This window comes from Caulobacter sp. RHG1, assembly GCF_013181195.1.
Classification (GTDB): Bacteria; Pseudomonadota; Alphaproteobacteria; order Caulobacterales; family Caulobacteraceae; genus Caulobacter.
The window spans coordinates 299,967-324,102 of the sequence record NZ_SMZP01000007.1 but is presented as its reverse complement, the minus strand read 5'-3'; the positions used below and the strand labels follow the sequence as shown (position 1 = coordinate 324,102).

General features: G+C 68.0%; 19 protein-coding genes and 1 pseudogene. 13 read left to right on the top strand and 7 right to left on the bottom strand.

The window, feature by feature from the left end; translation table 11 throughout:
• Positions 1-48: 48 nt before the first annotated feature.
• The 4 genes from E1H18_RS19950 to E1H18_RS19935 form a co-directional block, all read right to left on the bottom strand.
• Positions 49-3,162: a hypothetical protein gene (locus tag E1H18_RS19950; protein WP_172271715.1), complete on the bottom strand. Its 3,114-nt coding sequence runs from the start codon at positions 3,160-3,162 to the stop codon at positions 49-51.
• A 184-nt stretch (positions 3,163-3,346) separates the two neighbouring features.
• Positions 3,347-3,955 (bottom strand): hypothetical protein, encoded by a 609-nt coding sequence (locus E1H18_RS19945; RefSeq protein ID WP_172271713.1) that lies wholly within the window; start codon positions 3,953-3,955, stop codon positions 3,347-3,349.
• 284 nt (positions 3,956-4,239) lie between these two features.
• On the bottom strand, positions 4,240-4,743 hold the full coding sequence (locus tag E1H18_RS19940; protein WP_172271711.1) for a potassium channel family protein: 504 nt from the start codon (positions 4,741-4,743) through the stop codon (positions 4,240-4,242).
• Positions 4,744-4,746: 3 nt separating this feature from the next.
• Positions 4,747-5,340 carry a hypothetical protein gene (locus E1H18_RS19935; RefSeq protein WP_172271709.1) on the bottom strand — a complete coding sequence of 198 codons (594 nt, stop codon included), beginning with the start codon at positions 5,338-5,340 and terminating at the stop codon, positions 4,747-4,749.
• Positions 5,341-6,149: 809 nt separating this feature from the next.
• On the opposite strand from E1H18_RS19935, the gene E1H18_RS19930 reads away from it, so the two are divergent.
• The gene (locus E1H18_RS19930; RefSeq protein WP_172271707.1) at positions 6,150-7,808 is read left to right on the top strand and encodes a serine hydrolase; all 1,659 of its coding nucleotides are present in this window, start codon (positions 6,150-6,152) and stop codon (positions 7,806-7,808) included.
• Between the two features lie 17 nt (positions 7,809-7,825).
• Here E1H18_RS19930 and E1H18_RS19925 read toward each other — a convergent pair whose 3' ends face one another.
• A complete protein-coding gene (locus E1H18_RS19925) occupies positions 7,826-9,262 on the bottom strand; it encodes a LytTR family DNA-binding domain-containing protein (protein WP_172271705.1) in 1,437 nt (478 codons plus the stop codon).
• Positions 9,263-9,374: 112 nt separating this feature from the next.
• Between E1H18_RS19925 and E1H18_RS19920 the strand changes: the two genes are divergently transcribed.
• Positions 9,375-10,820, top strand: coding sequence for an alpha/beta hydrolase (locus tag E1H18_RS19920; RefSeq protein ID WP_172271703.1), 1,446 nt, complete (start codon positions 9,375-9,377; stop codon positions 10,818-10,820).
• Positions 10,821-10,874: 54 nt separating this feature from the next.
• On the opposite strand, the gene E1H18_RS19915 is transcribed toward E1H18_RS19920, so the two are convergent.
• Positions 10,875-11,342 carry a GatB/YqeY domain-containing protein gene (locus tag E1H18_RS19915; protein WP_172271701.1) on the bottom strand — a complete coding sequence of 156 codons (468 nt, stop codon included), beginning with the start codon at positions 11,340-11,342 and terminating at the stop codon, positions 10,875-10,877.
• A gap of 257 nt (positions 11,343-11,599) precedes the next feature.
• Here E1H18_RS19915 and E1H18_RS27390 point away from each other — a divergent pair.
• From E1H18_RS27390 to E1H18_RS19865, 11 genes and pseudogenes are all read left to right on the top strand, one after another.
• A pseudogene (locus E1H18_RS27390) lies at positions 11,600-12,421 on the top strand (methyl-accepting chemotaxis protein); the annotation flags it as partial.
• Between the two features lie 348 nt (positions 12,422-12,769).
• Positions 12,770-13,516, top strand: a complete 747-nt coding sequence (locus E1H18_RS27385; protein ID WP_370526561.1) for a methyl-accepting chemotaxis protein — start codon at positions 12,770-12,772, stop codon at positions 13,514-13,516.
• 2 nt (positions 13,517-13,518) lie between these two features.
• Complete coding sequence (locus E1H18_RS19905) at positions 13,519-14,898, top strand: chemotaxis protein CheW (RefSeq protein ID WP_194248097.1); 1,380 nt, start codon at positions 13,519-13,521, stop codon at positions 14,896-14,898.
• Positions 14,895-15,947 (top strand): chemotaxis-specific protein-glutamate methyltransferase CheB, encoded by a 1,053-nt coding sequence (gene cheB, locus E1H18_RS19900; protein WP_172271695.1) that lies wholly within the window; start codon positions 14,895-14,897, stop codon positions 15,945-15,947. The genes E1H18_RS19905 and cheB overlap by 4 nt, the downstream gene beginning before the upstream one ends.
• Positions 15,944-16,774 (top strand): protein-glutamate O-methyltransferase CheR, encoded by an 831-nt coding sequence (locus E1H18_RS19895; protein WP_172271693.1) that lies wholly within the window; start codon positions 15,944-15,946, stop codon positions 16,772-16,774. The genes cheB and E1H18_RS19895 overlap by 4 nt, the downstream gene beginning before the upstream one ends.
• Complete coding sequence (locus E1H18_RS19890; protein WP_172271691.1) at positions 16,771-18,654, top strand: chemotaxis protein CheA; 1,884 nt, start codon at positions 16,771-16,773, stop codon at positions 18,652-18,654. The genes E1H18_RS19895 and E1H18_RS19890 overlap by 4 nt, the downstream gene beginning before the upstream one ends.
• Entirely contained in the window at positions 18,651-18,914 is a 264-nt protein-coding gene (locus tag E1H18_RS19885) for a hypothetical protein (protein ID WP_172271689.1), read from the top strand. Before E1H18_RS19890 ends, E1H18_RS19885 begins: the two co-directional genes overlap by 4 nt.
• Positions 18,915-18,960: 46 nt before the next feature.
• Entirely contained in the window at positions 18,961-19,344 is a 384-nt protein-coding gene (locus tag E1H18_RS19880; RefSeq protein ID WP_172271687.1) for a response regulator transcription factor, read from the top strand.
• Entirely contained in the window at positions 19,341-19,979 is a 639-nt protein-coding gene (locus tag E1H18_RS19875) for a chemotaxis protein CheX (RefSeq protein ID WP_172271685.1), read from the top strand. Before E1H18_RS19880 ends, E1H18_RS19875 begins: the two co-directional genes overlap by 4 nt.
• Positions 19,980-20,027: 48 nt before the next feature.
• Positions 20,028-22,364, top strand: a complete 2,337-nt coding sequence (locus E1H18_RS19870; RefSeq protein ID WP_172271683.1) for a PAS domain-containing sensor histidine kinase — start codon at positions 20,028-20,030, stop codon at positions 22,362-22,364.
• A 79-nt stretch (positions 22,365-22,443) separates the two neighbouring features.
• Positions 22,444-22,692, top strand: a complete 249-nt coding sequence (locus E1H18_RS19865) for a hypothetical protein (RefSeq protein ID WP_172271681.1) — start codon at positions 22,444-22,446, stop codon at positions 22,690-22,692.
• On the opposite strand, the gene E1H18_RS19860 is transcribed toward E1H18_RS19865, so the two are convergent.
• Entirely contained in the window at positions 22,689-24,074 is a 1,386-nt protein-coding gene (locus E1H18_RS19860) for an amidase (protein ID WP_172271679.1), read from the bottom strand. The genes E1H18_RS19865 and E1H18_RS19860 overlap by 4 nt on opposite strands.
• Between the last annotated feature and the right edge of the window lie 62 nt (positions 24,075-24,136).

The following is a 24,136-nucleotide window of genomic DNA, read 5'->3' as shown; positions in this document are numbered from 1 at the left end:
CATCCCTCGAATTTTCCGCTCGAATTTTTCAGCGCCAAGCTGACCGCGCTACCCGATGAGCTTTCGAAGATCCAACGGCTCGAGATGGTCGGCGGGCGGCGTCGAGGCCTTGGGGAACTGTCGGCGCAAGGTGCGAGCCAGGTCCCCGATCGCATCGGGGCGCGCCAGGGCGTAGTGCACCAGAAGCGCGACCACGTCCTTGCCCTGGAACATTCGTCTGCCCCGGCGCGAGGCATGGAGCCCCTGCAGGCCGTTGCGCCAGGCAATGGCCGCCAGGGCCGGGTCCATTTGGTCGAATAGGGGGGAAAGCCCGGCGGGATCGTGCTCGGCGATCAGCGCCAGCAGGATCGCAGCGTCGTTCCAGAACGAGGGGCTGGCCTGCCCGAGGTTTTTGGCCATGGCCGCGTAGTGCGGCGCCAGCATGGGGACTAGAAGGTCGGGCCGCGCAGCCGCCAGCCGGGCCGCGACCAGGGCGGCCTTCAACCAATCGACGCTGTGGTGGGGCGAGACCGCCACCAGCTTGCCAGCTTCGACATGGCGGATGGTCGTATCGGGATTGAGGTAGGCCAGGTGGAGCGAGAGCAAGTTGTAGCGCGGCTCGTTGCGCTCGATCATCGCCTTGACGGCGTCATGTCCAGCCGGGAGGCCTGACGCGACGCCCAGGAGCATCCGAGCGTCGCCGATCTCGTTTGCCCAGCCATCGCCGATCGTCGCCTCCACCGCGTTCCAATCCATGGCCAGGACGGTTGCTTCGAACTGCTTGGGCGCGACCTTTCGCATGAACAGCAGGAGACCAGCGGCGGTCTGGAAGTTTCGCGGCGTGCTGAGCGACAGCTTGGCGGCGAGGTCACGGGGATCCCAGTTGCGGCAGAGCTGGCGCGCCAGCTGCTTCATGCGCCTGGTAGGCGCAAGCTTGCCGACATAGACCTCAAGAACATCGTGCACGCGAAGCGTGTCGCGAACGATGTCGCTGAGCTCATGGAACGCATACAGCGGGTCGGCGCGAACCCTCTCGGCGATCGCGGGGAGGAGGGCTTCGACCAGGTCGAGGCCCAAGGCCTCGTCCACGAAAAAGAGGTGCTGACAGTAGCTCGCGGCCGACGAAAGCCAGGCGTCCGCGGGCCATGACGAGACAAGAGCAAAGCACCGCTTGCGATCCAGCTTGCCAAGGAATTCACCCGTCCAGATCTTGTTGTCCCAAGACCGAAGGGCGGAGATGAGCTCGGTGATTTCGGACGCGTAGAGCGCTGGAGCCGCATTGAGCGCATTGGCGATCTTGGCGGCTGAAATCCGTTGGCGTAGGGCCGCCGCGACGCCTTCGCGTTCGGAGCCTCGATTAATCACGGCGCCCAAGGCGTAGCAGGCGCCTTCGGGCGCGGATTCGACCCAGCCTGCGAAAACGTCGAGATGCGCCTCGAAGTCCGTCGCGGTGTCGGGCAGCGCGGAGCTGGATTCGTTGAAAAACCAGCAGGCTTCTCGAATCTCAGCCGTCGCCGCCGCGGTCCATGCCCGGGATCGCGCAAAGCGGAGCGCGTCCGGCGAAATCAGGGACTTCCAGCGTCCGTGGCTGCGTCCGAACGTCAGCTCTCGCAGCAGCAAGGCAAACCCGCCGAGCGGCAAGGCGGTGTCGGTCAGCGCCGTGGTGATCAACCGGGCAATCAGGGCGCGGCCCTGGGCTGCCTGGCCGTCAAGGATTTGATCCAGTAGCGCGCCGGCGAGCCGTTGGTGGGGACACCGCAGATCCGTTTCGCTGAGGAGAAGGCGCTGGCCGACAAGCCAGGCGACCGCGGTCTTCACCTGGTCGGGGTGTAACTCGGCGCCAATCAGCGCCTGGAGCTGGGGCGGGGCGCAAGGCGCATCCCGGGACGCCAGCTGGCGAACCGCCGCCGCCGCCAGGACGAGGTCGGCCGAGGCGGCCCTGGCCGAGTCGGCCATCGACCGGGCTCGGCGCCAGCCGCCGCCCAGGGTGAAGCAGAACTGCCAGGGAAAGTCGGCGGCCTCGGCCGCTTCCAGGCGATGGTCGAGCCTCTCCTCCCCAATGCCATCACCGACGCGGTCATCGGCAGCTTGAACCGCCGCGAGGGTCAGGTCCGGCGTCGCTCGAAGGCCGGCCGCGATGACCTTGACCGCGCGCTTGGCGTCCAGGTGGACGGTCCCTGGAGCGCTGGTCTTGCCGTCCAGCGAGGTGTGGGTCGTCAAAAGCCGGCGCCCGGCGTTGGTCGCTTCTTCGAGCGCGCGCAGCTGGCCTGGATTGGCGAGATGAGCATCGTCGATCAGATAGATCGTTCGTTCGTCGCCGCCGTTGAAGGACGGGATGGCGCCGGTCGGGTCGAGCAGACGCATGACACGCCATCCGTGGGCGCGCAGCGTGTGGGCCGTTTGCAGAGCGCAGATCGATTTGCCGGCGCCGGCGACCCCGGCCAGGCGGGCGCTGCCTGCACGAGCCAGATCGTCCAGCAGCGTCGACACCTCGGGCAGGGTGGGGCAGGCGGCTACGTCAGCGGGGCCCAGGGGGCGCCCCATCAGGGCTGGGCCGAGGCCGCGCTGCGCCTCGAACCGAACCTCAACCCAGTCCACAGCCGAAACTGGCGGTGTCGCCGGCGCCTTGGCCACCTTCATCGCGTCTAGGAGGTCGGCGAGTTGGCGGTTTGAGGGGAGGTCCTTCAGCCTCGCCAGGATCTGCTGCAGGGCGTCGGAATGCTCAGAATAGAAGGCGTTGATCACATTCGGCTGCAGGGCGATCAGCGACAGCATTGTCTCCCACCCGTACGCGGTCACCGGGAAGAGGCCTTGGGTGACGCGCTGGTCAGACACGGCCTGGGCGTGGCGTTGGAGAGACCCGTCGTCGGGCGCCGTCGTCACGAAGGTCCAATGGCTGAGCGGTGGGCTGAACAAATCCGCCTTGGCCAGTTCAGCGTCGAACTCTTTGGGGGTTGCGACAGCGCCGTAGTTTGCGCTCTTGCCCTTGCACTGGACGCCGAACGTCTTGCCGGGGGAGTTCGCCGGGTTTCCGAAGACGTCGACGCCGTACTGCTTTTGCCCCGAACGACCGTGACGGCGAGCGTCTGGATCGGACCAGGCCTCAGCGAACACGGCGCGCGTCAGCTCCTCGAACTTGTCCCAGGACCGCGGGGGCGCGATCTGCTTATCGAGAAAGTCCATGACGGGGTGGGGCATCCCAACCTGGCGGCGACCGGTGAATCGGCCCGTGATGGAACAGCAAAGTCGAGCTGCGCTGTTGGCGCAACCCAGGAGTAGCGTTCGAAGGCGTGCTCAATTGGCGCCGGTTGGCGTGACGCCCAGGCCCGGCCCGACCGAAATCGAGCGAGGCTGGGCGTCGTAGCCTTTAAGCCCACACGGGCTTCAGCCAGGTTTCCTGCGGCGTGTGACCGGCTTTGACGGCGCTGCGGTAGTACGAAGCCAGGCTCTCGACGGCGCGATGCATGCAGTAGGCGTTGTCATCGTCGTGCAGCCGGCTGGGATTGTAGAAATCCAATTGACCGGGCGCCTTGATCGCGTGCGAGCGCCTGAACTCGACCAGGTTGAGGCCCTTGATCAGGATACTGACCGTCACCTCCTGGGCCAGACCAGTGAAGCGGAAGCGCACGAAGAACGGGTTCCACTCCAGTAGCGTCAGGTGCGGGTCTTCAAGCATCCCCGGAACGTAGCGAAGCGCATGGCCGACCGGCTTGAAGGCCAGTGGGCTGACGTCGATCGTGGTGCGGGGCGTTTGCGGCGAGAGCGCCTCCAGGCGAAGGAAGAAGGCCTCCTCATCGAACCGGACGTAGTGGGCGTCGGGTTCGTCTTCGAGTTTCGCGCGCAGGGCGGCATTGGACCTGAAGCCCTGAGCCGCGGCCAGGGCTTCGGTAAGATGAGCCGAACGCGCGTCGACCTGATCTTTGACGCGGCGTTTCAGTTGTTTTTGAACGGATTCATCGAGTTGAATGAGTGGCATGTCGGGCCTCTTTACGCGGATCGAGTTCGCCGATTACGCATCGACCCAAGGAAAGAGGGCGACGAGCAGCACTAGGGTAGATGTCCACTTTGACCCGGCGACAGGTCAGGCGAGACGGCCTGCCATTAGCAATACCATCGATCGCCAACTTGTTCCAGCGGGGTAGGGCAGGTTCGCCTGGCGCTCAGAAATTCGATGGCGCGCGGAAAGGGCGCGTACGTTTCTCGTTCCGGGAAGGGGGCCTCCCCCCGCCTGGGGGAAGGCCATGCGCGAGGCGGCCTTGGTCAGGCCTCGGGCTTAGTGTTCGCCGCTTTGATCAGCGCCTGGATCGTTGGGATGAGGGTGGCCACGAACAGGGCCATAACCAGAGCGCCATTCAGGGCTTCCAGCGCCGCGAATGTGCGCGCGAGCGGTGTCGCCGGCGTGATGTCGCCAAACCCGACCGTCGTCCAGACGATCACCGAAAAGTACAGGCAACTGCCGAGGTCGGTGACCTGCGTGTCGCCGGCCTTCAGGCCAAAGTCGGTGTAGAGGCCAGCATAGATCGCGATGATCAGCAGGACGAAGGCGATGAACCAGAGAAGGTTCTTGCGAAGCCGGTCGGGTGTCAGCTTTTCGCTCAGCGAGCCGACGAGATACCGAAAGAGGGCGAGGTGGGCTCCCACGAGGACGAATAGCGCCACGGCGACTACGGGAACGACTAGGCTTGCCTGTACCTGCTGCATGCCGAATGCGGCGGCAAAGGCCGCCGCAAGGATGCCTAAGCTGAGCAAGAGCGAGCGGCGCATGGATTAGGCGTCATCATCTGGTGAGGCCTTGGCCGCCGCCTTTACGAAGGCATCGACCGATTTGGCCGTGGGTTCGGTTCGGCGCTTGTGCTTGGTGCGCTTGGCGGCCGTCTTGAGCTCCACGCGGACCTCGATGTCCTTGCCGTCGGGAACGACTTCAACGTCATCGGCGACGACGTCGTTGCCGAGGCCACGGTTGCGCAGGTCGGTGATGGCGTGGTCCGCAGTTTCGGTGGCGTAGTCCTTCTTGAGGAACTTCCCGAGCTTGCGGAAAAAGGTTTTGGGAAGGCCGCGGGATTGGCCGTGTTCGGCGAGAAGCATCACCAGGCCAACGCCCGAGATCACGAGGAGCTCAAGCGAGCCCTTCTGCAGCTTCTGCACGTTGTACGCCGGGATCTCGGCGGCGTGGCCATGCAGGGTGTCGATGAGGGAGCGCGTGTCGCTGTGAGACAGCTCCAGCGAATAGATGAAATTCTCCAGCGTCGTCATCTGCGCCATACGCAGCGATTTGCTGAGCATCTTGAGGATCTGGCGGGCGGAACGATCGGAGATCGGGCCGAAAGTTTCGTGGTGGAGGCGCAGGTTTAGGTTCTGCATGGGCTCGCGCGCAGAGTGGAGGATTTGGGGCTACAGGAGAGGGCCGCCGTCCCTGGAGCGGGATTTGGCGTTTTACTCTGGCGTCCGGCTCGCTCGGGCTGAGCGGCGGGAGGAAGGTGCTCCAATCTGTAGCCACAGGAATGCTAAGGCGCTGCCGTTCCGCGTGCAAGCGCGGAGATGGCGCAACTGCGGCGGGGGTCTTTAAGGCCGTTGACGGTAAAATGCTGGCTGAAAATCGGCTCGAAATCCACGCACCGTGGTCGCGGCTGGCTGACGCGCCCTAGATGGTCCAGAGCGCGCGTGTCCGCTGTTGAGCGGGAGGAGGGAGGCTCGGTCAATCGAGCGGAGGGCGCTGGCGTAGTTTGGGGTGGCTGTGGCGATTTTTTGCGTAGTATTGAGCAGTATAGATTTACTTGCTATTTACATGGTGTTGATGTGGTTCGGCATGGACCGTGTCGTCGGTCAAGTAAATTAATTCTCATTGTAAAACAATGAGATAAAATACCGGCGTATTCGTCGGCGGGATAACAAAGTCGTGAAATTAAAAGATCAGTCAATTCATATATTTGCTTGAAATGACAATGATCGAGTGGGAGTAGCGGTAGCATAACACCGCGTCTGCCGGATTTGCGTTCGTCGCTCGGGCTCGCGTAGCGGGCCCGGCGAGGGCTTCGCCGTCGCTGGAGGATGTGATCCCTAGGACGGCCGGCTGCGTACGTGCCGCTCACCGTTCCGTGGTTGCGTTTCGCCGATGGGACGTTGGCGGCTCCGTGCGCCGCTCTAGGGGGGAGGGATCGTTCGAGGATCCCATGCGCCCAGTCATCACCTTCTTCGCCCTTTCCTGCCTCCTTGCCAGCACGGGCGCGGAAGCATCCGCCCAGCCCCTCGACCTAGATACGGCGCTTGCCTCGCTGTCGTCGGACGGCCCAGGCTGCGTCGCTGGGGTAGAGCTTGCCGGCGCATCGCCGATCATCGTCGCCCGGGGGCAGGCCGACCTGGAGCGCGACGCGCCTCTGACCTCCGCGACTGTGCTTGAGACCGGATCGCTGGCCAAGCAGTTCACCGCCGCGGCCGTGGTGCTGCTGGTTCAGGACGGCCGGCTGAGCCTCGACGACGACATCCGTCGCTATCTGCCCGAAATGCCCGACTACGGGACGCCAATCACGATCCGCCATCTCCTCAGCCACACGAGCGGCCTGCGCGAGCAATGGAGCTTGTTGGCCTTGACGGGTAACGGCCCCGGCGCTCAGGCCCATACCAACGCCATGATCCTGGATCTGGCGTCGCGCCAGAAGGGCCTGAACTTCGCGCCGGGCGCCGAGTTCCTCTACACGAACACCAACTACGTCCTGGCGGCGATGATCGTCGAGCGGGTCAACGGCGCCAGCCTGCAGGCCTTCACCCAGGATCGCCTGTTCGGGCCGCTCGGCATGGACCATACGACCTGGCGCGAGGACTTCCGCACGGTCGTTCGCGAGCGGGCCAACGCCTATGCGCCGACCGAGGCCGGCTTCGCCGCCAACATGCCGTTCACCAGCGTCTATGGGAATGGCGGCCTGCTGACCACGGTCGGCGACCTGCTGCGGTGGAACGCCTTTCTGGACAAGCCCGCGACCTTGCGTGGCGGCCCGGCGCTGGCGGCAGCCTTGCAGACCCCGGGGCAGCTGACCGACGGCTCGCCGCTGGACTACGGGCTGGGCCTGGAGATCACTCGCGATCATGGCCGCCGGCTGGTCTCGCACAGTGGCTCGACGGCTGGCTACAAGGCTTGGCTGGGCCGCTATCCGGAGGCGGGCGTCTCCATCGCTCTGATGTGCAACAACGGAGGGATCGATCCCTCCGCGATGGGGGAGCAGATCGCTCGACGCGCCCTGACCGCCGCCGGTTACGCTCAAGCGGAGGCCGCGGTGGCGGCGTCGAAGTCGGTCGCGACGGTCCAGGCGCCGAAGGACCTCACGCGCTACCAGGGCCTCTTTCGTGATCCGGTGGCCGGCGACCTGATCAGGCTGGAGGCGATAGGCGGCCAGCTGGTGCTCAAGCGCGGCGCGTCCCACGTTCTGGCCCCCCTGGGCCAGGATCGGTTCGAAGGCCCAGACGGCATCCTCCTTCACTTCGTCGGCAAGGATGGAAGCGCTTCAGGATTCAAGCTGACACGCGGCGGCGGCGCTCAAACCTTCGTCGCCGTGCGCCCGGCAGCGACCGACCCGGCCATCTTCGCCGACTATCTCGGAACCTACTATAGCGCCGAACTGGAGACGCTGATCACGGTCGCCCGCGAGGGAAGCGGCTTGGTCATGCGCCAACGTTTCGGGGTCGCATGGCCCCTGGCCCCCAGCTTCGCCGACGCCTTCACCACCCGCTTGCGCGGCGTCACCACCTTCGTCTTCGCGCGCGGCCCCGACGGGAAGGTCACGAGCTTCGGCGCCTGGGCTGGCGGGGCGCGAAACATCGCGTTCATCCGGCGATGAGCAGGTCTTTGTGAGGGCTAGGCCGGCAGGCCTTCGGTGCGGGAGGCGTCGTTCAAGGCTTCGCGCAGGGCGGGCTGACGCGACCGGCTGACCGGCAGAGGCGCGCCTTGGCTCAGATGTAGCCGCCAGCGCTCGCTGTCCCGCTCCAGGCGTCGAGCGTGGCTCAGATTGGCGATCACGGACCTGTGGACACGCAAGAAGGTCTGGGGCAGCTGGCTTTGCAGGCCGTCCAGCCGCGCAGCGTGCAACAGGCTGCGACCGCCCACCAATCTTAGCTCGACATAGTCGTCCGCGCCGACCACGGCCAGGATATCGTCGATCGGCACCAGTTCGACGCCACGCGCCGACGCCACGGTCAGGCGGTCGGGAAGGCTGGCCGCGAGGGTCAGGGCGGCCTCTCGACCCCGATCCTCTCGGCCTAGCCGGACGACCTCGACCATCAGCAGCGGCAGCAGCAGGCCGGCGGCCAGCACGAAGTACGACAGGTCGGCCAACCACTCGGGGAAGACCAAGGCCAGGGCCAGGAACAGCGCCAGATAGGCCAGGGTCGGTCTGGCGCCCGCCATGTTGCCGCGCACGCCCGCGACCGCCGGCGGCGCCGCCAGAGTCACCCCCAGGATCAGCGCCCAGACTGTCTTGTTGTCGAAGCCCGGCAACAGCACGGTGGCCCCAACGACGCCGATCGCCAGGCCGATCAGCACGCTCCGCGCCCTGGGCCAGAACCTGGCGGCGGCATAGGCGACCAGCAGAATCCCGAAAGCGGCCGCGAGGCCCCAGATGGCGCTCATGCGCCAAGCGTGCAGAGGATAGGGATAGTCGAACAGGGGCCGCAGGCTTTCGATGACGGCCTGCAGCGCCGCGACGCCGGACATGGCCGCCAGGACCAGGCTGGATCCTGTCCGTCGCAAGGCGTGGATGACGCCGAAGCCAAACGCCGCGGCCAGCAGGGCGCCGGCCGCCACGAAGGTCACCGCCAACAGCGCCGTGCGCTGCGGATAGGGGTAGGGCAGGACGAACATCGCGCTCATCGGACGGGCGAAGCGCAGGCCGCCGTGAAACGAGGACAGGTGCAGAACCAGCACGTTGTCGGCGGATCGCCACAGGGTTTCCCGGATCGGGAAGACCGCTTGATAGCGTCCGGGCGTCTCATTGCGCGCCTGGCCGCCAGGACGTCCGTTGACACCCAGGGGCTGACCATTGAGCCAGGCCTCCGACGCCGCGACCCCGGCCACATAGAGCGCGTAGGGTTGAGTGTCGGCGGGGGCGCCGGGCGTCGCACGGACCCAGAGCTCGCGCCCCTGCGGATCTACGAAATCCCGGACAGGGCGACAGTCGCTCAGCACGGGCCCGACCGGGCTGGCGACTCCATGACAGGCTTCCCAGGACAGATCTTGCGCAGACGCTGCGGTCGCCAGGCTGGCCAGAAAGATGGTGAGAGTGAGGATGCGCCACATGAGCCTCTTCTTAAGCCGTCGCTCGCCGAGATGCGCCGCCATTCGCCGATGAAACGGCGCCATTGACCGATGCGCTGTGGCGCCAAGTGGCTCGAGCGACGCAGCTAGCGACATGACCCAGACATCGCTCAATCGCCGCACCCTGCTCGCCGCCGCCGGCCTTCTCACGCCAGGCCTCGCATTTGCTCAAGCCTCTGCGCCGACACAGGCCGGCCCGTTCCGCTTCAAGAGCCGTCGCGGCCAGGAGGCCGACGCCGAGCGCGGGTTCTTCGAGGTTCCGGAGGATCGTCGCGACCCCAGTTCGCGGAAGATCCGGCTGGGCTATGTCCGGTTCGCCTCGACGGCGGCGAAGCCTGGGCCGCCGATCATCTATCTGGCGGGGGGACCGGGCGGCGAGGGAACGGGCGCGGCGACCGGCCCGCGATTTCCGATCTTCATGGCCCTGCGCGAAGTGGCCGATGTCATCGCCTTCGACCAGCGCGGCACGGGCTTGTCCTCGAGCATCCCTGAAAGACCGGGCTCGACGCGTCCGCTTCCGGTGTTCGATGAGGCGGGGCTGACCCGTTACGTCCGCGAAGAATTCCAGAGCGCCTGGGCCGACTGGACCAAGGCCGGCGTGGCCATGACCGGCTACAACACCGAACAGAACGCCGACGACATCGACGATCTGCGACGTCATCTGGGCGCCGAGAAGATCGATCTCTGGGGCATCAGCTACGGCTCGCACCTGGCGCTGAGCGTGCTCAAGCGGCATGGCGATCGGGTTAATCGCGTGGCCCTGGCCAGCCTTGAGGGCCAGGACCAGACGGTGAAGCGGCCGGCGCGGATCGACGATCTCCTGAAGCATGTGGACGGCCTGCTGGCCGCCGATCCCGCCGTGCGCGCGGCGATCCCTGATCTTCCCGCCCTGATGCGCCGCGTGCACGCCAAGCTGGAAGCCGAGCCGGCTCTGACCAAGGTCAAGCTGAACGGCGCTCCGGGCGAGATCCGGATGGGCGGATTCGGCGTTCAGATGCTGGCCGGAGGGCTGATCGCCAATCCCAACACCCTGGCCATGCTGCCGGGCCTTTACCTGGCGCTGGACGTTGGACGGACCGACGTGTTGGGGCCGTTCCTGGGCGACGTGGCCGATCTGCTGAGCGTGAGGGGCATGCCCGAGGCGACGGACCTGGCTTCGGGGATTTCGCCCCAGCGGCTGGCGCGGGTGCAGCGCGAGGCGCGGACGGCCGTGGTGGGCTCGGCGTTGAACTTTCCGATGCCGCAGCTGCTGGGCGCGGTTCCAGGCGTCGATCTGGGCCAGACGTTCCGGGCCCCGATCCGCATCGACCATCCCGCTCTGCTGGTCGCCGGCACGCTGGACGGCCGCACGCCGATGCCCGAGCAGGACGAGGTCGCTGCACAGTTTCGGCGGAAATCCCGGGTCATCATCGAAAACGCCGGCCACAACGCCTTCGAAGCCCATCCCGAAGTACAGGGCCTTCTGGTGCGCTTCTTCCGCGGTGAGACGGTGGCCGACACCCGCCTGAACCTGCCCCCGCCGACGTTCAAGCTCGGCTAGCCATTCGTCGCCGGCGGTGAGCGGACTTCAGCATCGGCAGGGAGGGGGCTCGCTCTAAGCCTTGGCCAACGCGCTGGCCGCCTTGCCGTCGTACTGACCGCCGAAGCTGGTCTTCAGGTGGGCCATGATCGCCCCGACGTTGGCGCCTGGGTTCTTGGCCCGGAAATCGTTGATGGCGTCGCGCAGCTCCGATTCCGTCATCTGCTTTGGGCCATACGAGGACAGGATCGCCAGCTCGATTTCGGCCGCCTTGGTCCGCTCGTCCACCTTCGACGCATCGCCACCGGCTTCGATCAGGCGCGCGCGTTCGGTCGCGAGATTCTCCAGCGTCACCTTCGTGTTCTTCAGGAACTTCGCGACGGTGGCGACGACCTTCTCGTCGGTGACTTCCGTCACGCCGCGCTTGAACTCCTCGGTCGTGATCTGCGTCGCTTCACCGATCAGGGTGGTGAGCACGTCAGCCTTCAGGCGGTCGTTCGCCTTGCGCGCCGCGAGTTGGTCAGCTTTGAGCTCGTCGAGCAAAGCCATGTCGTCGTCCTTTCAGTTCACTCTGTTCGCTAGCTCTGTAGTGGCGGGCTGAATCGCGGACCCGTCAGCGCAACGATCTAATATACCCGGATAAGGCAGGGGGCGCATGGCTGTCGATGGGCGCCGCCGCATCGGAGGCAAGCGTCACAGGACATTGAGCCGCTTCGCCGAACCGTGCTTTGATGCGTGTCTGACAGTGTCGGCCGTGATGGGCGGCGGCGCGAGGCTGTCCTAGAGTCGAGATTTGCCGAATGGCGCTTGTGAAGACGACGCGGCTTGTGGGGCGCGCGAAGCATCGCGGCATCCTGCCCGATAGCGATGCCGCGCCGGCGCCGCCAAAGCCGGCGCCAGTCCGCAAGGCCAAGCCGCGTCGCGAGACGGCCGAACAGCGCATCGGCTCCGCGGTCATCGAACTGACGACCGGTCTCTCGGAAGCCGCCAGCGCCGCCGAGGAATTGGGGCGAGCTCTGTCCCAGATCTCCAGCGGAGCCGAAGAGGCGGCGGGCGCCGCGCATGAGTCCTTGGCCGCGGTCAATTCGATGGCGGATCTGTTCGGCCACGCGCGCGAACGGGCGGAGACGGCGAGGCAACGGGCCGAGGGGCTGCAGGCGCTGCTGGCCGAGTCCGGTGGGGCGGTGGCGGCGTCGGCCAAGGCCGTGCTGTTGAACGCACGCCGGCAGATGGTCACGGTCGAGACGGTCGGGTTGCTGGACCAGCACGCCTCGCGCATCAACGAGATCACGGTCGGGGTCGCCGACATCGCCGACCAGACCAACCTGCTGGCGCTGAACGCCGCGATCGAGGCGGCGCGGGCGGGCGACGGGGGGCGCGGCTTCGCGATCGTGGCCGACGAGGTGCGAGCCCTTGCCGAGACGGCCGAGCAGCGATCGCGAGCGATCCAGGCCTCCGCCGAGCGGATGGCGGCGATGGTGCGGGGCGTCGGCGACAGCCTGCGCCAGGCCGCAACCGCTGCTGAGACCGAGGCGGAGACCGCGAGCAGCGTGACGGGCAAGCTCGAGGCCATCCGCCTGGACATGACCAAGCTCAGCGAGGACAGCCAGGTCATCCTGATCGCGGCGGTCGAGGCCTCTTCGGCGATCGGCGAGATCCGGCGCGGGGCCGAGAGCATCTCCAGCGCGGCCGAGGAACAGGCGTCGGCGGCGGCGGAAGCCCAGCGCGCGGTGAGCCAGCAGAACCAGTCCCTGGAGCAGAGCCAGATCGCGACCGAGGCTCTGGCCGAGCAGATCGACGGGGCCAGCGACGGGGAAGAGTCCACGACGGAAACGGCGGCCGCGGCCGAGCAGCTGTCGGCGGCGATCCAGCAGCTTTCCAGTTCGGCGGGCGAGATCCTGGCGGCCATAGATCAGATCAGCCGGGGCGCCCAGATCCAGGCCGCCGCGACGCAGCAGGCCAGCGCCGCCATGGCCCAGGTCGAGAAGGCCGCGCGCCTGTCTGGCGCCAACGCCGCCGAAAGCGCCAAGCGGGCGCAGACGATGCAAAATCTGCTGGACGAGAGCCGCGCCGCGGTCTCCTCGCTGGTGACTAATGTCGGTCAGGCGGCGCACGAGAACCGTGTGGTGCTGGACGCGATCGAGGCGTTGGAGTTGGAGTGCGCGACGACGGCCAAGCTGGTCGACGGTCTGGCGCTGGTGGCGGTGCAGACGACGATGCTGGCGACCAGCGGCGCGGTCGAGGCGGCGCGCGCGGGCGAGGCGGGGCGCGGCTTCGCCGTGGTCTCGGGCGACATCCGCACCCTGGCGCGCGACTCCGCCGCCAATGCCGAGACCGTGCAGAACCTGATCGCCGCGATTGGCGTGCAGATCGGCAAGGTGCGGCGTGAGGTCGAGCAGACCGCCGTCGTCGCCGAGATCGAGATCGACCGCAACCGCGAGATCGAGGCTCGGCTCGCCCAGGTCGCAGATGACGCCAAGGTCCTGGGGGGCGGCGCCGACGAGATCGCCAGGAGCGGGGAGGGGGTCCTTTCCGCCTCGACCCAGTTGCTGGCCGGCATGAACCAGATCGCCGTGGCGGCCGAAGAGGCCAGCACGGCCGCGACCCAGGCCGCGGTCGCGGCGCGGCAGCAGTCGCACGGCGCCGAGGCCCTGGCCGCGGCGATCGAGGAGATCGCGCTGCTGGCGGCCGAGCTGCAACGCACGTCGGCGGCGTGATCATGGGCGAGGGCGCCCAGCGACGACTAACGGTCCGAGCTGGGGATGCGCGCGTCAGCCTTCCGACCCAGGCCGTCGCCGAAGTCATCCGTCGGCCGAAGCTGACCCGGATGCCGCACGCGCCGGAGGGGCTGCTGGGCGTCACGCATCTGCGCGGCGCCGTATTGCCCGTGGTGTCGTTGTCGGAGCTCCTGGGCCTGACCGCCGGCGATGCCGCTCGCGTGGTTGTCCTGCGTCGAGAGCCGCCGGTCGGCCTGGCGGTCGATGGCGTCGAGGCGCTGTCTGACGAGGACGCCGGCAAGACCTGGCAGGAGCTGGAGGCGGCGCTGGTCGGCCGCTTTGCGCGGGGCGAAGGCCGTCGGACTGCTGCCAAGGCTTCCGCCATGCCGGCGCCGGCGGCGCCGGATCATGCCGAGGATCGGGCCTTCTTCCGCGTCGACCTGGCCGGACAGGCCTATGGCTTCCCGCTGGAGTCCGTGGTCGAGGTCGCCGCCGTGCCAGATGTCATCGCCGATCTGCCGCGGACGGAGGTGGTGCTGCTGGGCGTCTGCGCCTATCGCGGCGGCTTGCTGCCGGTGCTGTCTGGTCGCGCATTGCTGGGCCTGCCGGAGCGTCCGGGCGACGGGGGCGAGCGGCTGGTGGTCCTGAATCTGTCGGGCGAGCGCCTGGGCCTTGTGGTCGACCGTCTGGAAGCCATCGTCCGCGCGTCGCCCGACCGGCTGTCGCGTGCGCCAAGCGTGTTCAATCGTGGTGGCGGAGAGGCGCGCATCGACACCGTGCTGCGGCTGGCCGACGACCGCGGCGTGCTGGCCATACTGACGCCCGAGCGCCTGTTGGCCGACGAGCGCGTGACCCAGTGGCTGGCCCTGGCCGCCGCAGACGAGGAGGCGCAGATGGCGCTGAGCCAGACCAGCGTCGCGCGGGAGCGCTTCATCGTCCTGCGCCTGGGCGAGGAGCGCTACGGATTGCCGATCGGGGCCGTGGACGAGGTGGTTCGCGCACCCGAGCAACTGAGCCGGATGCCCAAGGCCCCAGCCTATGTTCAGGGCGTGATGAGCCTGCGCGGCAAGGCCGTGCCGGTGATCGACCAGCGCATGCGGCTGGGCGTGTCGGGGCAAGCCGCAGGGCCGGGCCGGGTGGTCGTGGTGACCGTGGACCGCCTGCAGGCGGGCTTCGCGGTCGATGCCGCTAGCGAGGTCCTTGAGGTCGCCGTCGACGAACTTCTAGCCGCGCCGGAACTGACCGGTCCTGAAGCTCGTTTGTTCGACCGCGCCGTGGAGCGCGGGGGCGAACTCATTCTTCTGATCGATCCAAAGGCGCTGCTGGAACGCGCCGAGGCTGACCTGCTGCGCGACCTTGCCAAGGCGGTGACGCCCTCGTGACCAAGGTCCTCGTGGTCGACGACTCGGCTCTGATACGGCGCGTACTCAGCGAAATCCTGACGGATGCGGGTTTCGAGGTGGCGATCGCACGCGACGGCGTCGAGGCGCTGGCCATGCTGCAGGTCTTCGAGCCGGACGTCGTGACCCTGGACGTGCAGATGCCGCGGATGGGCGGCTTGGAATGCCTTGATCGGATCATGATCGAGCGTCCGCGTCCGGTGATCATGGTTTCGTCCCTGACCCGTGAAGGGGCAGAGGAAACCCTGTCGGCGCTGGAGCTGGGCGCGGTGGACTTCCTGCCCAAGCCCGACGGCGTGATTTCGCTGGCCGTCGACGAACTGGCGCCTGTGCTGGTCGAGAAGGTGACCGCTGCGGCCACGGCGCGGGTCGGGGCCCCGCGCCGGCTGGTCGAGCGGCTGCGAACGCGCCGTGGCGACGAAGCCCTCCCTAAACCCCGACGACGCAGCGGCGAGCCGGACGGGCTGGTCCTGGTGGGAACCTCGACCGGCGGACCCGGGGCGCTGGAAACGGTGCTGAAGGATGTCGGCGGCGATTTCCCCTGGCCCATCCTGGTGGCCCAGCACATGCCGGCGACCTTCACGGCTTCGTTGGCGGCGCGGCTGGATGGTCTGTGCGCGCTGGACGTGCTGGAAGTGGCCGGGCCGACGCGCCTGGAGGCTGGCGGCGTCTATGTGGCGCGCGGCGGGGCCGACATGGTGGTCAGTCGCCGGGCCGGAATACTGGTGGCGCTGCCCGCGCCGACCGATCCGGCGTTTCGCTGGCATCCCAGCGTCGAGCGGCTGGTGCGCAGCGCCATGGACCATGTCGCCGCCGAGCGCCTGATCGGGGTGCTGATGACCGGCATGGGTGACGACGGGGCAGGCGCGATGACGGCGCTGCGGGAGGCCGGCGGCCGCACGATCGCCGAGGCCGAGCAATCCGCCGTGGTCTGGGGCATGCCAGGCGCCCTGGTGCGGATGGGCGGCGCCGATGCGATCGAGCCGGTCGGGCGGATCGCCGGGCGGCTGTCGGCGATGCTGGCGCCATGACCTTCACCGACGGGGACATCGACCGCTTCCGCGAGCACCTTTACCGGCGCACCGGCATGTGGTTCGGCGACGCCAAGCGCTACTATATCGAGCGACGGGCCGCCGAGCGGCTGGCGGCGACCGGAAGCCACGATGTCGGCGATTACTTCGCGCGGTTGCGGACCGACGCCTCCGAGCGTCAGGCCCTGATCAACGCCTTCACCGTCAACGAGACCTATTTCTATCGCGAGGAGCACCAGCTGGCCTGTCTGGGTCGTGCGCTGCTGCCCGACATCGTCTCGACCCGTCGGCCCGGCGACAAGGTGCGGATCTGGTCGGCGCCGTGTTCGACCGGCGAGGAGCCCTATTCCATCGCTCTGTGGCTGCTGGAAAACTGGCGGATGGTCGACGCCTACAATATCGAGATCGTCGGCTCGGATATCGACAGTCAGGCGCTGGAGGCCGCCCGCGCCGGGGTCTATGCCGAGAGGGCGTTGTCGCGTCTGCCGGCCTCCGTGCGCGACGCCTATTTCGAGCCGTTGAAGCGTCATCGCTGGAAGATCATCGACGACCTGCGCGAGTCTGTGACCTTCACCCCCGCCAACCTGATGGAGACCGCCGGCTTGAGCGAGCAGGGCGTGTTCGACATCATCTTCTGCCGCAACGTGCTGATCTATTTCGACGACGCCTCGCGCGAGGCTGCGGCGGCCAACCTGTATGATCGGCTGGTTCCCGGCGGCTATCTGTGTCTTGGCCACACCGAGTCCATGAGCCGGATCGACGACCGTTTCGTCTCCCGCCGCTTCGAGGAAGCGATCGTCTTCCAGCGACCGGGAGGCCCGTCGTGATCGACGAACTCCTGGCGCAGTTTTTGGTCGAAGGCCGCGAGCAGACTCTGGAGGCCGGCGTCGAGCTGGCCGCCCTGCATCGCGGCGCAAGGGATCCGGCGCGGCTGGAGCGTTGCTTTCGCGCCGTCCACACCCTGAAGGGGTCGGCGGATTTGCTCGGCTTCCGGCCGATGGGGCAGGTGCTGCATGTCGCCGAGGACCTGCTGGGCGCCCTGCGCAACGGCGAGGACGGCGCGGCGCGCTTTCCGGCCTTGGTGGAGACGATCGATCAGGTCGATCGCTGGCTGGATGCGCTGGAGGTCGGCGGTGCGCTGCCGGCCGACGCCGAGACGGTCGCCGCGCGGCTGATCGTGCATCTGGGGGGAGACGGCGAGACGCAGACCCCGCGGGCCCTGGCGAGCGATTGGGACGGCGCCGGCCTCTTCACCGGGCGATCAGGGGTCGCCATCCGCTACACGCCGCGCGCCGACAGCTATTTTTCGGGCGATGATCCCTTGGCCGTGATCGCCGCCGTGCCCGAGCTTGCCGATCTGCGCGTGTCGCTGGCCGAGCCGGTCAACGATCACGTGCTCTACGATCCGTTCCGCTGCAACCTCGTCATCGAGGCCCTGTCGACGGCTGATCTGTCCAGGGTCGAGGCCGCGCTTCGGCTGGTGCGCGATCAGGTGGCGCTGGCGACGATCGCGCCGTCCGTCCCGACGGACGCCGAGCCTGCGCGGCGCACCGTGCGGGTGGACGCCGAGCGGATCGACCACCTTGCCGAGCTGGCCGACCAACTGGTGGTGGCCAAGGGCGGGTTAGCCGAGCTGGCCGACCAGGTCGAGCGGCTGGTGGGCGGGCAGGCGCTGGGGCTGGCTCTTCGCGCTCGCCGCCTGGAGCTGGATCGTCTGGTGGAGGCGCTGCACACCACGGTCGGACAGGCGCGGATGACCCCGCTGGCGCCGCTGTTCGGACGCTTCCCCCGGCTAGTGCGCGAGACCGCCGCCGCCTTGGGCAAGCCCGTCTCGCTGGAGATTGCCGGCGGCGAGGTCGAGGTCGACAAGGCCGTTGTCGATGGCCTGTTCGAGCCCTTGCTGCACGTGCTGCGCAACGCGGCCGACCATGGCGTCGAGAGCGCCGAGGCCCGCTCGGCGGCTGGCAAGCCCGCCGAGGCGACCATCCGCCTGTCGGCCCGCACCGAGGGCGACCAGGTCGTGCTGGAGGTCGCCGACGACGGGGCCGGGGTCGATCCCGCTCGCGTGCGCGCCCGCGCCGAGGCGCGAGGTCTGATCGCCGTCGACGCGGTCATGAGCGACGCAGACATCGTCGACCTGATCTTCCGCCCGGGTTTCTCGACCCGTGATACGGTCAGCGCCGTCTCCGGACGTGGCGTGGGCATGGACGCCGTGCGGGCGGGCGTCACGCGGCTGGGCGGCCAGGTCGAGGTCGAAAGCCGCGCCGGGGCCGGGACCACCGTGCGCATGACCCTGCCGATCCGCGCCGTGCTGGCCAAGCTGATGGTGGTGGCGTGCGGCGCCGAGCGCTTCGGCCTGCCGCTGGAGAGCGTGGTCGAGGTCGCCCGCGTGGAGAGCGCAAGCCTGATCCCGATCCGCGCCGGCCACGCCTTCGTGCTGCGCGACCAGGTCGTGCCGCTGATCGAACTGGGCCAGGCCGTGGGCGGAGCCTCGTCGCCGGACGCCTCTGGCCCGCGCCGCGTGGTCGTGGCCTGGGCGGACGGAGAGTTGGTCGGGTTCGCGGTCGACGCGGTGCTGAGCCGCACCGACGCCGTGGTCAGGCCCATGACCGGCCTCCTGGCTGGCGCGCAGGGCGTGGTCGGCTCTACCCTGGACGCCGACGGCGCGGTGCTGCTGGTGCTGGATCTGGCGGAGCTGCTGGCATGAACATCATCCGCGACGGCGACGTCATCGCCCTGCAGGGCCATTGTCGGGTAGAGGACGCCGAGCCCCTGGCGGCGCTGCTACACGAGTCGCCGGGCGCGACCCTCGACGTTTCGGCATGCGAAAGCCTGCATTCGGCGGTCGTCCAGGCGATCCTGGCGTTCGGCGTCCCAATCGTGGGACAGCCGGCCGAGCCCTTTCTGGCGTCCTTGTTGATCCCCGCCCTGGCGCGGAGCGCGACAGCGGGCCGGCCCAAGGTCTAGAGTGTTTCGCCGTCGTCCTCGGACGCGGCTTGTTGGAGAGGCATACATGGTGACGACGGTTCTGATCGTCGATGATAGCAAGCTGGCCCGCATCGTGGTTGGCAAGACCCTCGCGGCCTTGCAACCCGAATGGCGGCGGCTTGAGGCCAGCGGGGCCGACGAGGCGATCGCCCTGTTCGACAGCGAGCAGATCGACCTGGTCATCCTCGATTTCAACATGCCCGGCCGCGACGGCCTGGAGCTGGCCGAGGAACTGCGCGGCCGCTTCCCCGACATGCCGATCGCGGTGGCCACCGCCAATGTCCAGGACGAGATCATCGCCCGCGCCCGCGCCGCCAACGCCGCCTTCATCGCCAAGCCGGTGACGGAAGACGGCATGCGCGGCTTCGTCTCGGGCGCGGCCCTGCGTCTGCGTTCGGCCGGCCGATGAGCCTGCACGCCGTCTTCCTGGAAGAACTCGAGCGCGATGCGCTGACCGAGCTGGTCAATATCGGCGTCAGCCGGGCGGCCAGCAGCCTGCGCAAGATGGTGGGCGAACAGGTTCTGCTGTCGGTGCCGTCGGTCGAGGTCGTCAGCCGGGAAGGGGCGGCGACCCTGATCCGTGAGCGCGAGAACGGCGAACTGGTCGCCGTGCGCCAGGACTTCGAGGGCGTGTTTTCGGGGCGGGCGCTGCTGATCTTCCCGCAGGCCAACAGCATGGCCCTGGTCCATGCGGTCACCGGGGGCGCGCTGTCCGTGGGCGAGGCCGCCGAGATGGAGGATGAGGCGCTGGTCGAGACCGGCAATGTCGTTCTCAACAGCTGCCTGGCGACCATGGCCAACATGTTGAAGAAGCCGCTGCAGATGTCGTTGCCGCAGGTGATGCGCGGTGACGGCGAGGCGCTGTTCAGCCTGTCGGGCCAGCATGCGGACGGCGGCGTGGTGCTGTTTCTCTATATCAACTTCGCGATCAACGACCGCGATATCCGCGGCTATATCGCCATGCTGATGGATCTGCCGTCGCTGCAGGCGCTGCGGGCTCTGATCCACGATTTCATCGAGCGCGTAGCGGGCGATATCGGCTGATGATCCGGGGACTGAACCTATTGCCCAGCTTGGCGTTCTGACCGCGTCATGACGCAGCTTGTCGACACAGTATCCAGCGACGCCCGCGAACCGGCCGCAGCCCGCGAACGGCTGCGTATCGCCCAGATGGCCGCGGGCGCGGGCGCGGTCGGGGCCTGGGAATGGGATATCGCCAGCGCCCGCGTGGTCGCCGACGCCCGCTTCGCCAGCCTGTATGGCCTGGATCCGGCCGCCGCTGCGCTCGGCTTGCCGACCTCATCGTTCTTCGAAACCGTCTTCGCACCCGATCGCATGCGGCTGAAGATCGCCGTAGCCGGCGCCTTGAACGGCGCCGAGGTCTTCAGCCGGGACTATCGCGTCGTGGTCGACGGAGACATCCGATGGGTGTCGGCTCGCGGCCGCACCTACCTGGACGCCGAGGAACGACCGGTCCGCTTCTCTGGGGTGCTGGCCGACATCACCGACCAGAAGCGGGTCGAAGAACGCCTGCGGATCGCCCAGGCGGCCGGCGGCATCGGCACCTTCCAATATCTCAGTGGCTTCGGCACGGTCGATGTCTCCGACGAGTTCTGCCGCTTGCTGGGTCTTCACGCCGCCCACAGCCTGCCGGTGCGGACCATCAATGCGGTCGTGCGGCCCGGCGACCCGCCGTTGATCAGCGGGCGTGAGGACCAGACGCCGCTGGGCCCCACCGTCCATGAGTTCCGCATCGCTCGCGCCGACACCGGCGAGGAGCGTTGGCTAGCCTGTCGCGGCGAATACCAGGCCGCGCCCACCGGCGGGATCAGCTTCATCGGCGCGATCTATGACGTCACGGCGACCAAACAGGCTGAGTCCCGGCTTCGCGCCCTGGCCGCGGCCCTGGAAGCGCGGATCGAGGTCAGCACCCAGGAGCGCGACAGGATCTGGAACCTGTCACGCGACCTGCTCAGCATTTCCGGGCGCGACGGCATCTATCGGGCGATCAATCCGGCCTGGACGCAGCTGCTGGGCTACGACGCCGCCGATCTGGTGGGCGTGACCATGGGCGGCCTGGTGCATCCGGACGATTGGGACGACGCGGTGGCGCAGACCGCCGGGATCCGCGACGGAGGCTCGGTGGCCGACTTCGACTGCCGGGTGCGAGCCAAGGACGGCGACTATCGCTGCATCAACTGGACGGCGGTCGTCGAGGGCGAGTTCATCTACGCCGTCGGGCGCGACGTCACGCAGCGCAAGGCGCTTGAGGATCAACTTCGCCAGAGCCAGAAGATGGAGGCCGTGGGCCAGCTCACCGGCGGCCTGGCTCACGATTTCAACAATATGCTGACCGGCATCCTGGGCGGCATCGACATGGTGCGCCGGCGCCTGGCTGAAGGACGGATGGAGGACGCCGATCGCTTCTTGGAGGCGGCGATGCAGTCGGGCCAGCGCGCAGCGGCCCTGACTCACCGCCTGCTGGCCTTCTCGCGCCGTCAGTCGCTGGATAGCCGTCCGCTGGACGTGAGGACGCTGGTCGGGTCGATGGAAGACCTGCTCAACCGAACCCTGGGCGAACAGGTGCGGCTGGCGACCGAGGTGGCTGACGATGTCTGGACCGCCGTGGCCGACGACAATCAGCTGGAAAGCGCCATTCTGAATTTGGCGATCAACGCGCGAGACGCCATGCCCCGTGGCGGGCGACTGACCATCGCCGCGCGCAACGTCCAGCTTTCGGCAGCCGAGCTAAGCAAGAGCGATCACGCCACGCCGGGCGACTATGTCGAGATCCGCGTTACAGACACGGGCCTGGGCATGGCGCCGGACGTGCTGGGCAAGGTCTTCGACCCGTTCTTCACGACCAAGCCGCTGGGGCAGGGCACGGGCCTGGGCCTGTCGATGATCTATGGCTTCGTGCAGCAGTCGCGCGGCCACATCGACATCCAGAGCCGCGAGGGGGCCGGCACCACGATCCGTCTTTTCCTGCCGCGCCACCGAGGAGAGCTTGAGCAGGCTGTCGACGATGGCGAGGGCGTGATTCACGCCGGCGCCGGGGAGACGGTGCTGGTGGTCGAGGACGATCCGGGCGTGCGTCTCCTGGTGGTCCAGGTTCTGGAGGAGCTGGGCTACAACGCCATCGAGACCGAGAGCGGCCGGGACGCCACGCCGATCCTGCAGTCCTCCCGTGCGATCGACCTGATGATCAGCGACGTCGGCCTGCCGGGGCTGAATGGCCGTCAGCTGGCCGAGATCGCCCGCGAGGGCCGTCCCGGTCTGCCGATCCTGTTCATGACCGGCTATGCGGAGCAGGCTGCAGACCAGGCCGCGTTCCTGGACGACGGCATGGAGATCATCACCAAGCCCTTCGCCATCGACCAGTTGGCGCGGCGCATCGGCGCGATCCTGGAGCGCGCGCGCAAAGTCTGAAGATGGCGACGGGAACGACGCGGGCGCATCGCACGTTGCCATCCCGTCGCCACATTCGCGACGCTCGAACGGTGATCGCGTGCCCTATATTCTTCGTATCGAACCCACCTGCGACGGCTGGCGCCTGGGCGTCGAGGACGGTGAGTTGATCGCCGTCGTCGCCAGCTTCGAGACGGCCGAGCGCCGGGCGCGGTTCTTCGCGGCGCGCATGGCCGTGCGGGGCTGCGAGAGCGAGATCCGGGTCCATGACGCCGCCGGCGCCTATTGCGGCCGCTGGCGCGCCGAGCGCTTCGAGCCCGCTTCGTCCAACGACCGGCTGGCCGCCTAGAGCTTGGGCCAGGGCCGCTGGGCCGGCCTCAGCTTCTCGTACAGCGCCGATAGGCGCAGCACGCCCAGATCATCGAAGCGACGGCCTACGATCTGCAAGCCGATGGGAAGTCCTTCTCGCGTGTAGCCGCAATTGATCGAGGCGGCCGGCTGCTCGGTCATGTTGAACGGCACCGTGAAGCCGATGTGCTCGAACGGTCTGGCGGGGTCATTGGTTGGCGATGGCAGCTCGGCTGCGAAGGCGGGCATCGGCGCGGTCGGCGAGATCATGAAGTCATACGGCTGGAAAGCCTTGGCGCCGGCCTCGCGCATCCGCTGGATCTGGTTGAAGCCTTGATAGACGGCGATCCCGTCGGCGCCGCGCGCGGCTTCGGCCCAGGCGCGGATATAGGCCAGGGCGCGTTCTGCGCGTTCGGGCGGCAGGGCCGATAGGTCGGCGAGAGACCGGGTGCGCCAGAAAAGATCCAGGCCGTCCAGCATCTCGCGAGTCAAAAACGGCGTGAAGGGTTCGACAATGGCGCCGGCCGCTTCCAGAGTCTTCGCCGCCGCCGTCACCGCTTCGGCGACCTCGGGCTCGACGGGCGCGCCGACGCCGGCGTCCAGCATCAGGCCGATCCGCAGGCCCTTCGGGTCGACGTCCAGAGCCTCCCAGGCCAGGTCCGAGGGCGGTAGGCTCATGTGATCGCGCCAGTCGGGGGCGGACAGCACGCGCATCATCAGCGCCGCGTCGGCGACGGTTCGGGTCATCGGTCCGGCGCAGCGGCCGATATAGGGCGGATCGATCGGCGCCCGGCCGTTGCTGGGCTTGAAACCGTAGACCCCGCACCAACCGGCCGGCAGGCGGATCGAGCCGCCAATGTCGGTGCCGACGTGTAGCGGTCCGTAGCCGGCCGCCGCCGCTGTCCCTGCGCCGGAACTGGACCCGCCGGGGGTCTTCGAAAGGTCCCACGGATTGCGCGACAGCCTGTGGAAACTCGACAAGCCCGAGGACAGCATGCCGAAGTCCGGCGAGGTGGTCTTGGCCAGGATCACGGCTCCAGCCTCGCGCAGCCGCGCGGCGGGTGGGGCGTCGACGGGTTCGGGGATCAGCTCGGTAGCCGCGGAGCCCAGAGGCTTGGCCACGCCCTTGGTAGCGATCAGTTCCTTGATGGTGACTGGGACGCCGTCCAGGGCGCTGACTGGCTGGCCACGGCGCCAGCGGTCTTCCGAGGCGCGCGCCGCGGCCAGCGCCTGCTCGGCGTCCAGCGCCCAGAGGGCGTTGAGCTGAGGCTCCCAGGCGTCGATACGATCCAGCACCGCCTGCGTCGCCTCGACCGGTGAAGTCTCGCCCGAGCGATAGAGGCTCGAAAGGTCGCTGGCGGTCAGGTCGGCGAGATCGCTCATGGCGCCAGCCTAGGGCGCCCGCACGCCTTTCCGCTAGAGTGCCGCTTCGCTCGCCGAATCCC

Bases quoted from the DNA above. Each gene is read 5' to 3' on its own strand.
- E1H18_RS19950 (WP_172271715.1), bottom strand. From the start codon at position 3,162: ATGGACTTTCTCGATAAGCAGATCGCGCCCCCGCGGTCCTGGGACAAG.
- E1H18_RS19945 (WP_172271713.1), bottom strand. From the start codon at position 3,955: ATGCCACTCATTCAACTCGATGAATCCGTTCAAAAACAACTGAAACGC.
- E1H18_RS19940 (WP_172271711.1), bottom strand. From the start codon at position 4,743: ATGCGCCGCTCGCTCTTGCTCAGCTTAGGCATCCTTGCGGCGGCCTTT.
- E1H18_RS19935 (WP_172271709.1), bottom strand. From the start codon at position 5,340: ATGCAGAACCTAAACCTGCGCCTCCACCACGAAACTTTCGGCCCGATC.
- E1H18_RS19930 (WP_172271707.1), top strand. From the start codon at position 6,150: ATGCGCCCAGTCATCACCTTCTTCGCCCTTTCCTGCCTCCTTGCCAGC.
- E1H18_RS19925 (WP_172271705.1), bottom strand. From the start codon at position 9,262: ATGTGGCGCATCCTCACTCTCACCATCTTTCTGGCCAGCCTGGCGACC.
- E1H18_RS19920 (WP_172271703.1), top strand. From the start codon at position 9,375: ATGACCCAGACATCGCTCAATCGCCGCACCCTGCTCGCCGCCGCCGGC.
- E1H18_RS27385 (WP_370526561.1), top strand. From the start codon at position 12,770: ATGGCCCAGGTCGAGAAGGCCGCGCGCCTGTCTGGCGCCAACGCCGCC.
- E1H18_RS19905 (WP_194248097.1), top strand. From the start codon at position 13,519: ATGGGCGAGGGCGCCCAGCGACGACTAACGGTCCGAGCTGGGGATGCG.
- E1H18_RS19895 (WP_172271693.1), top strand. From the start codon at position 15,944: ATGACCTTCACCGACGGGGACATCGACCGCTTCCGCGAGCACCTTTAC.
- E1H18_RS19885 (WP_172271689.1), top strand. From the start codon at position 18,651: ATGAACATCATCCGCGACGGCGACGTCATCGCCCTGCAGGGCCATTGT.
- E1H18_RS19880 (WP_172271687.1), top strand. From the start codon at position 18,961: ATGGTGACGACGGTTCTGATCGTCGATGATAGCAAGCTGGCCCGCATC.
- E1H18_RS19875 (WP_172271685.1), top strand. From the start codon at position 19,341: ATGAGCCTGCACGCCGTCTTCCTGGAAGAACTCGAGCGCGATGCGCTG.
- E1H18_RS19870 (WP_172271683.1), top strand. From the start codon at position 20,028: ATGACGCAGCTTGTCGACACAGTATCCAGCGACGCCCGCGAACCGGCC.
- E1H18_RS19860 (WP_172271679.1), bottom strand. From the start codon at position 24,074: ATGAGCGATCTCGCCGACCTGACCGCCAGCGACCTTTCGAGCCTCTAT.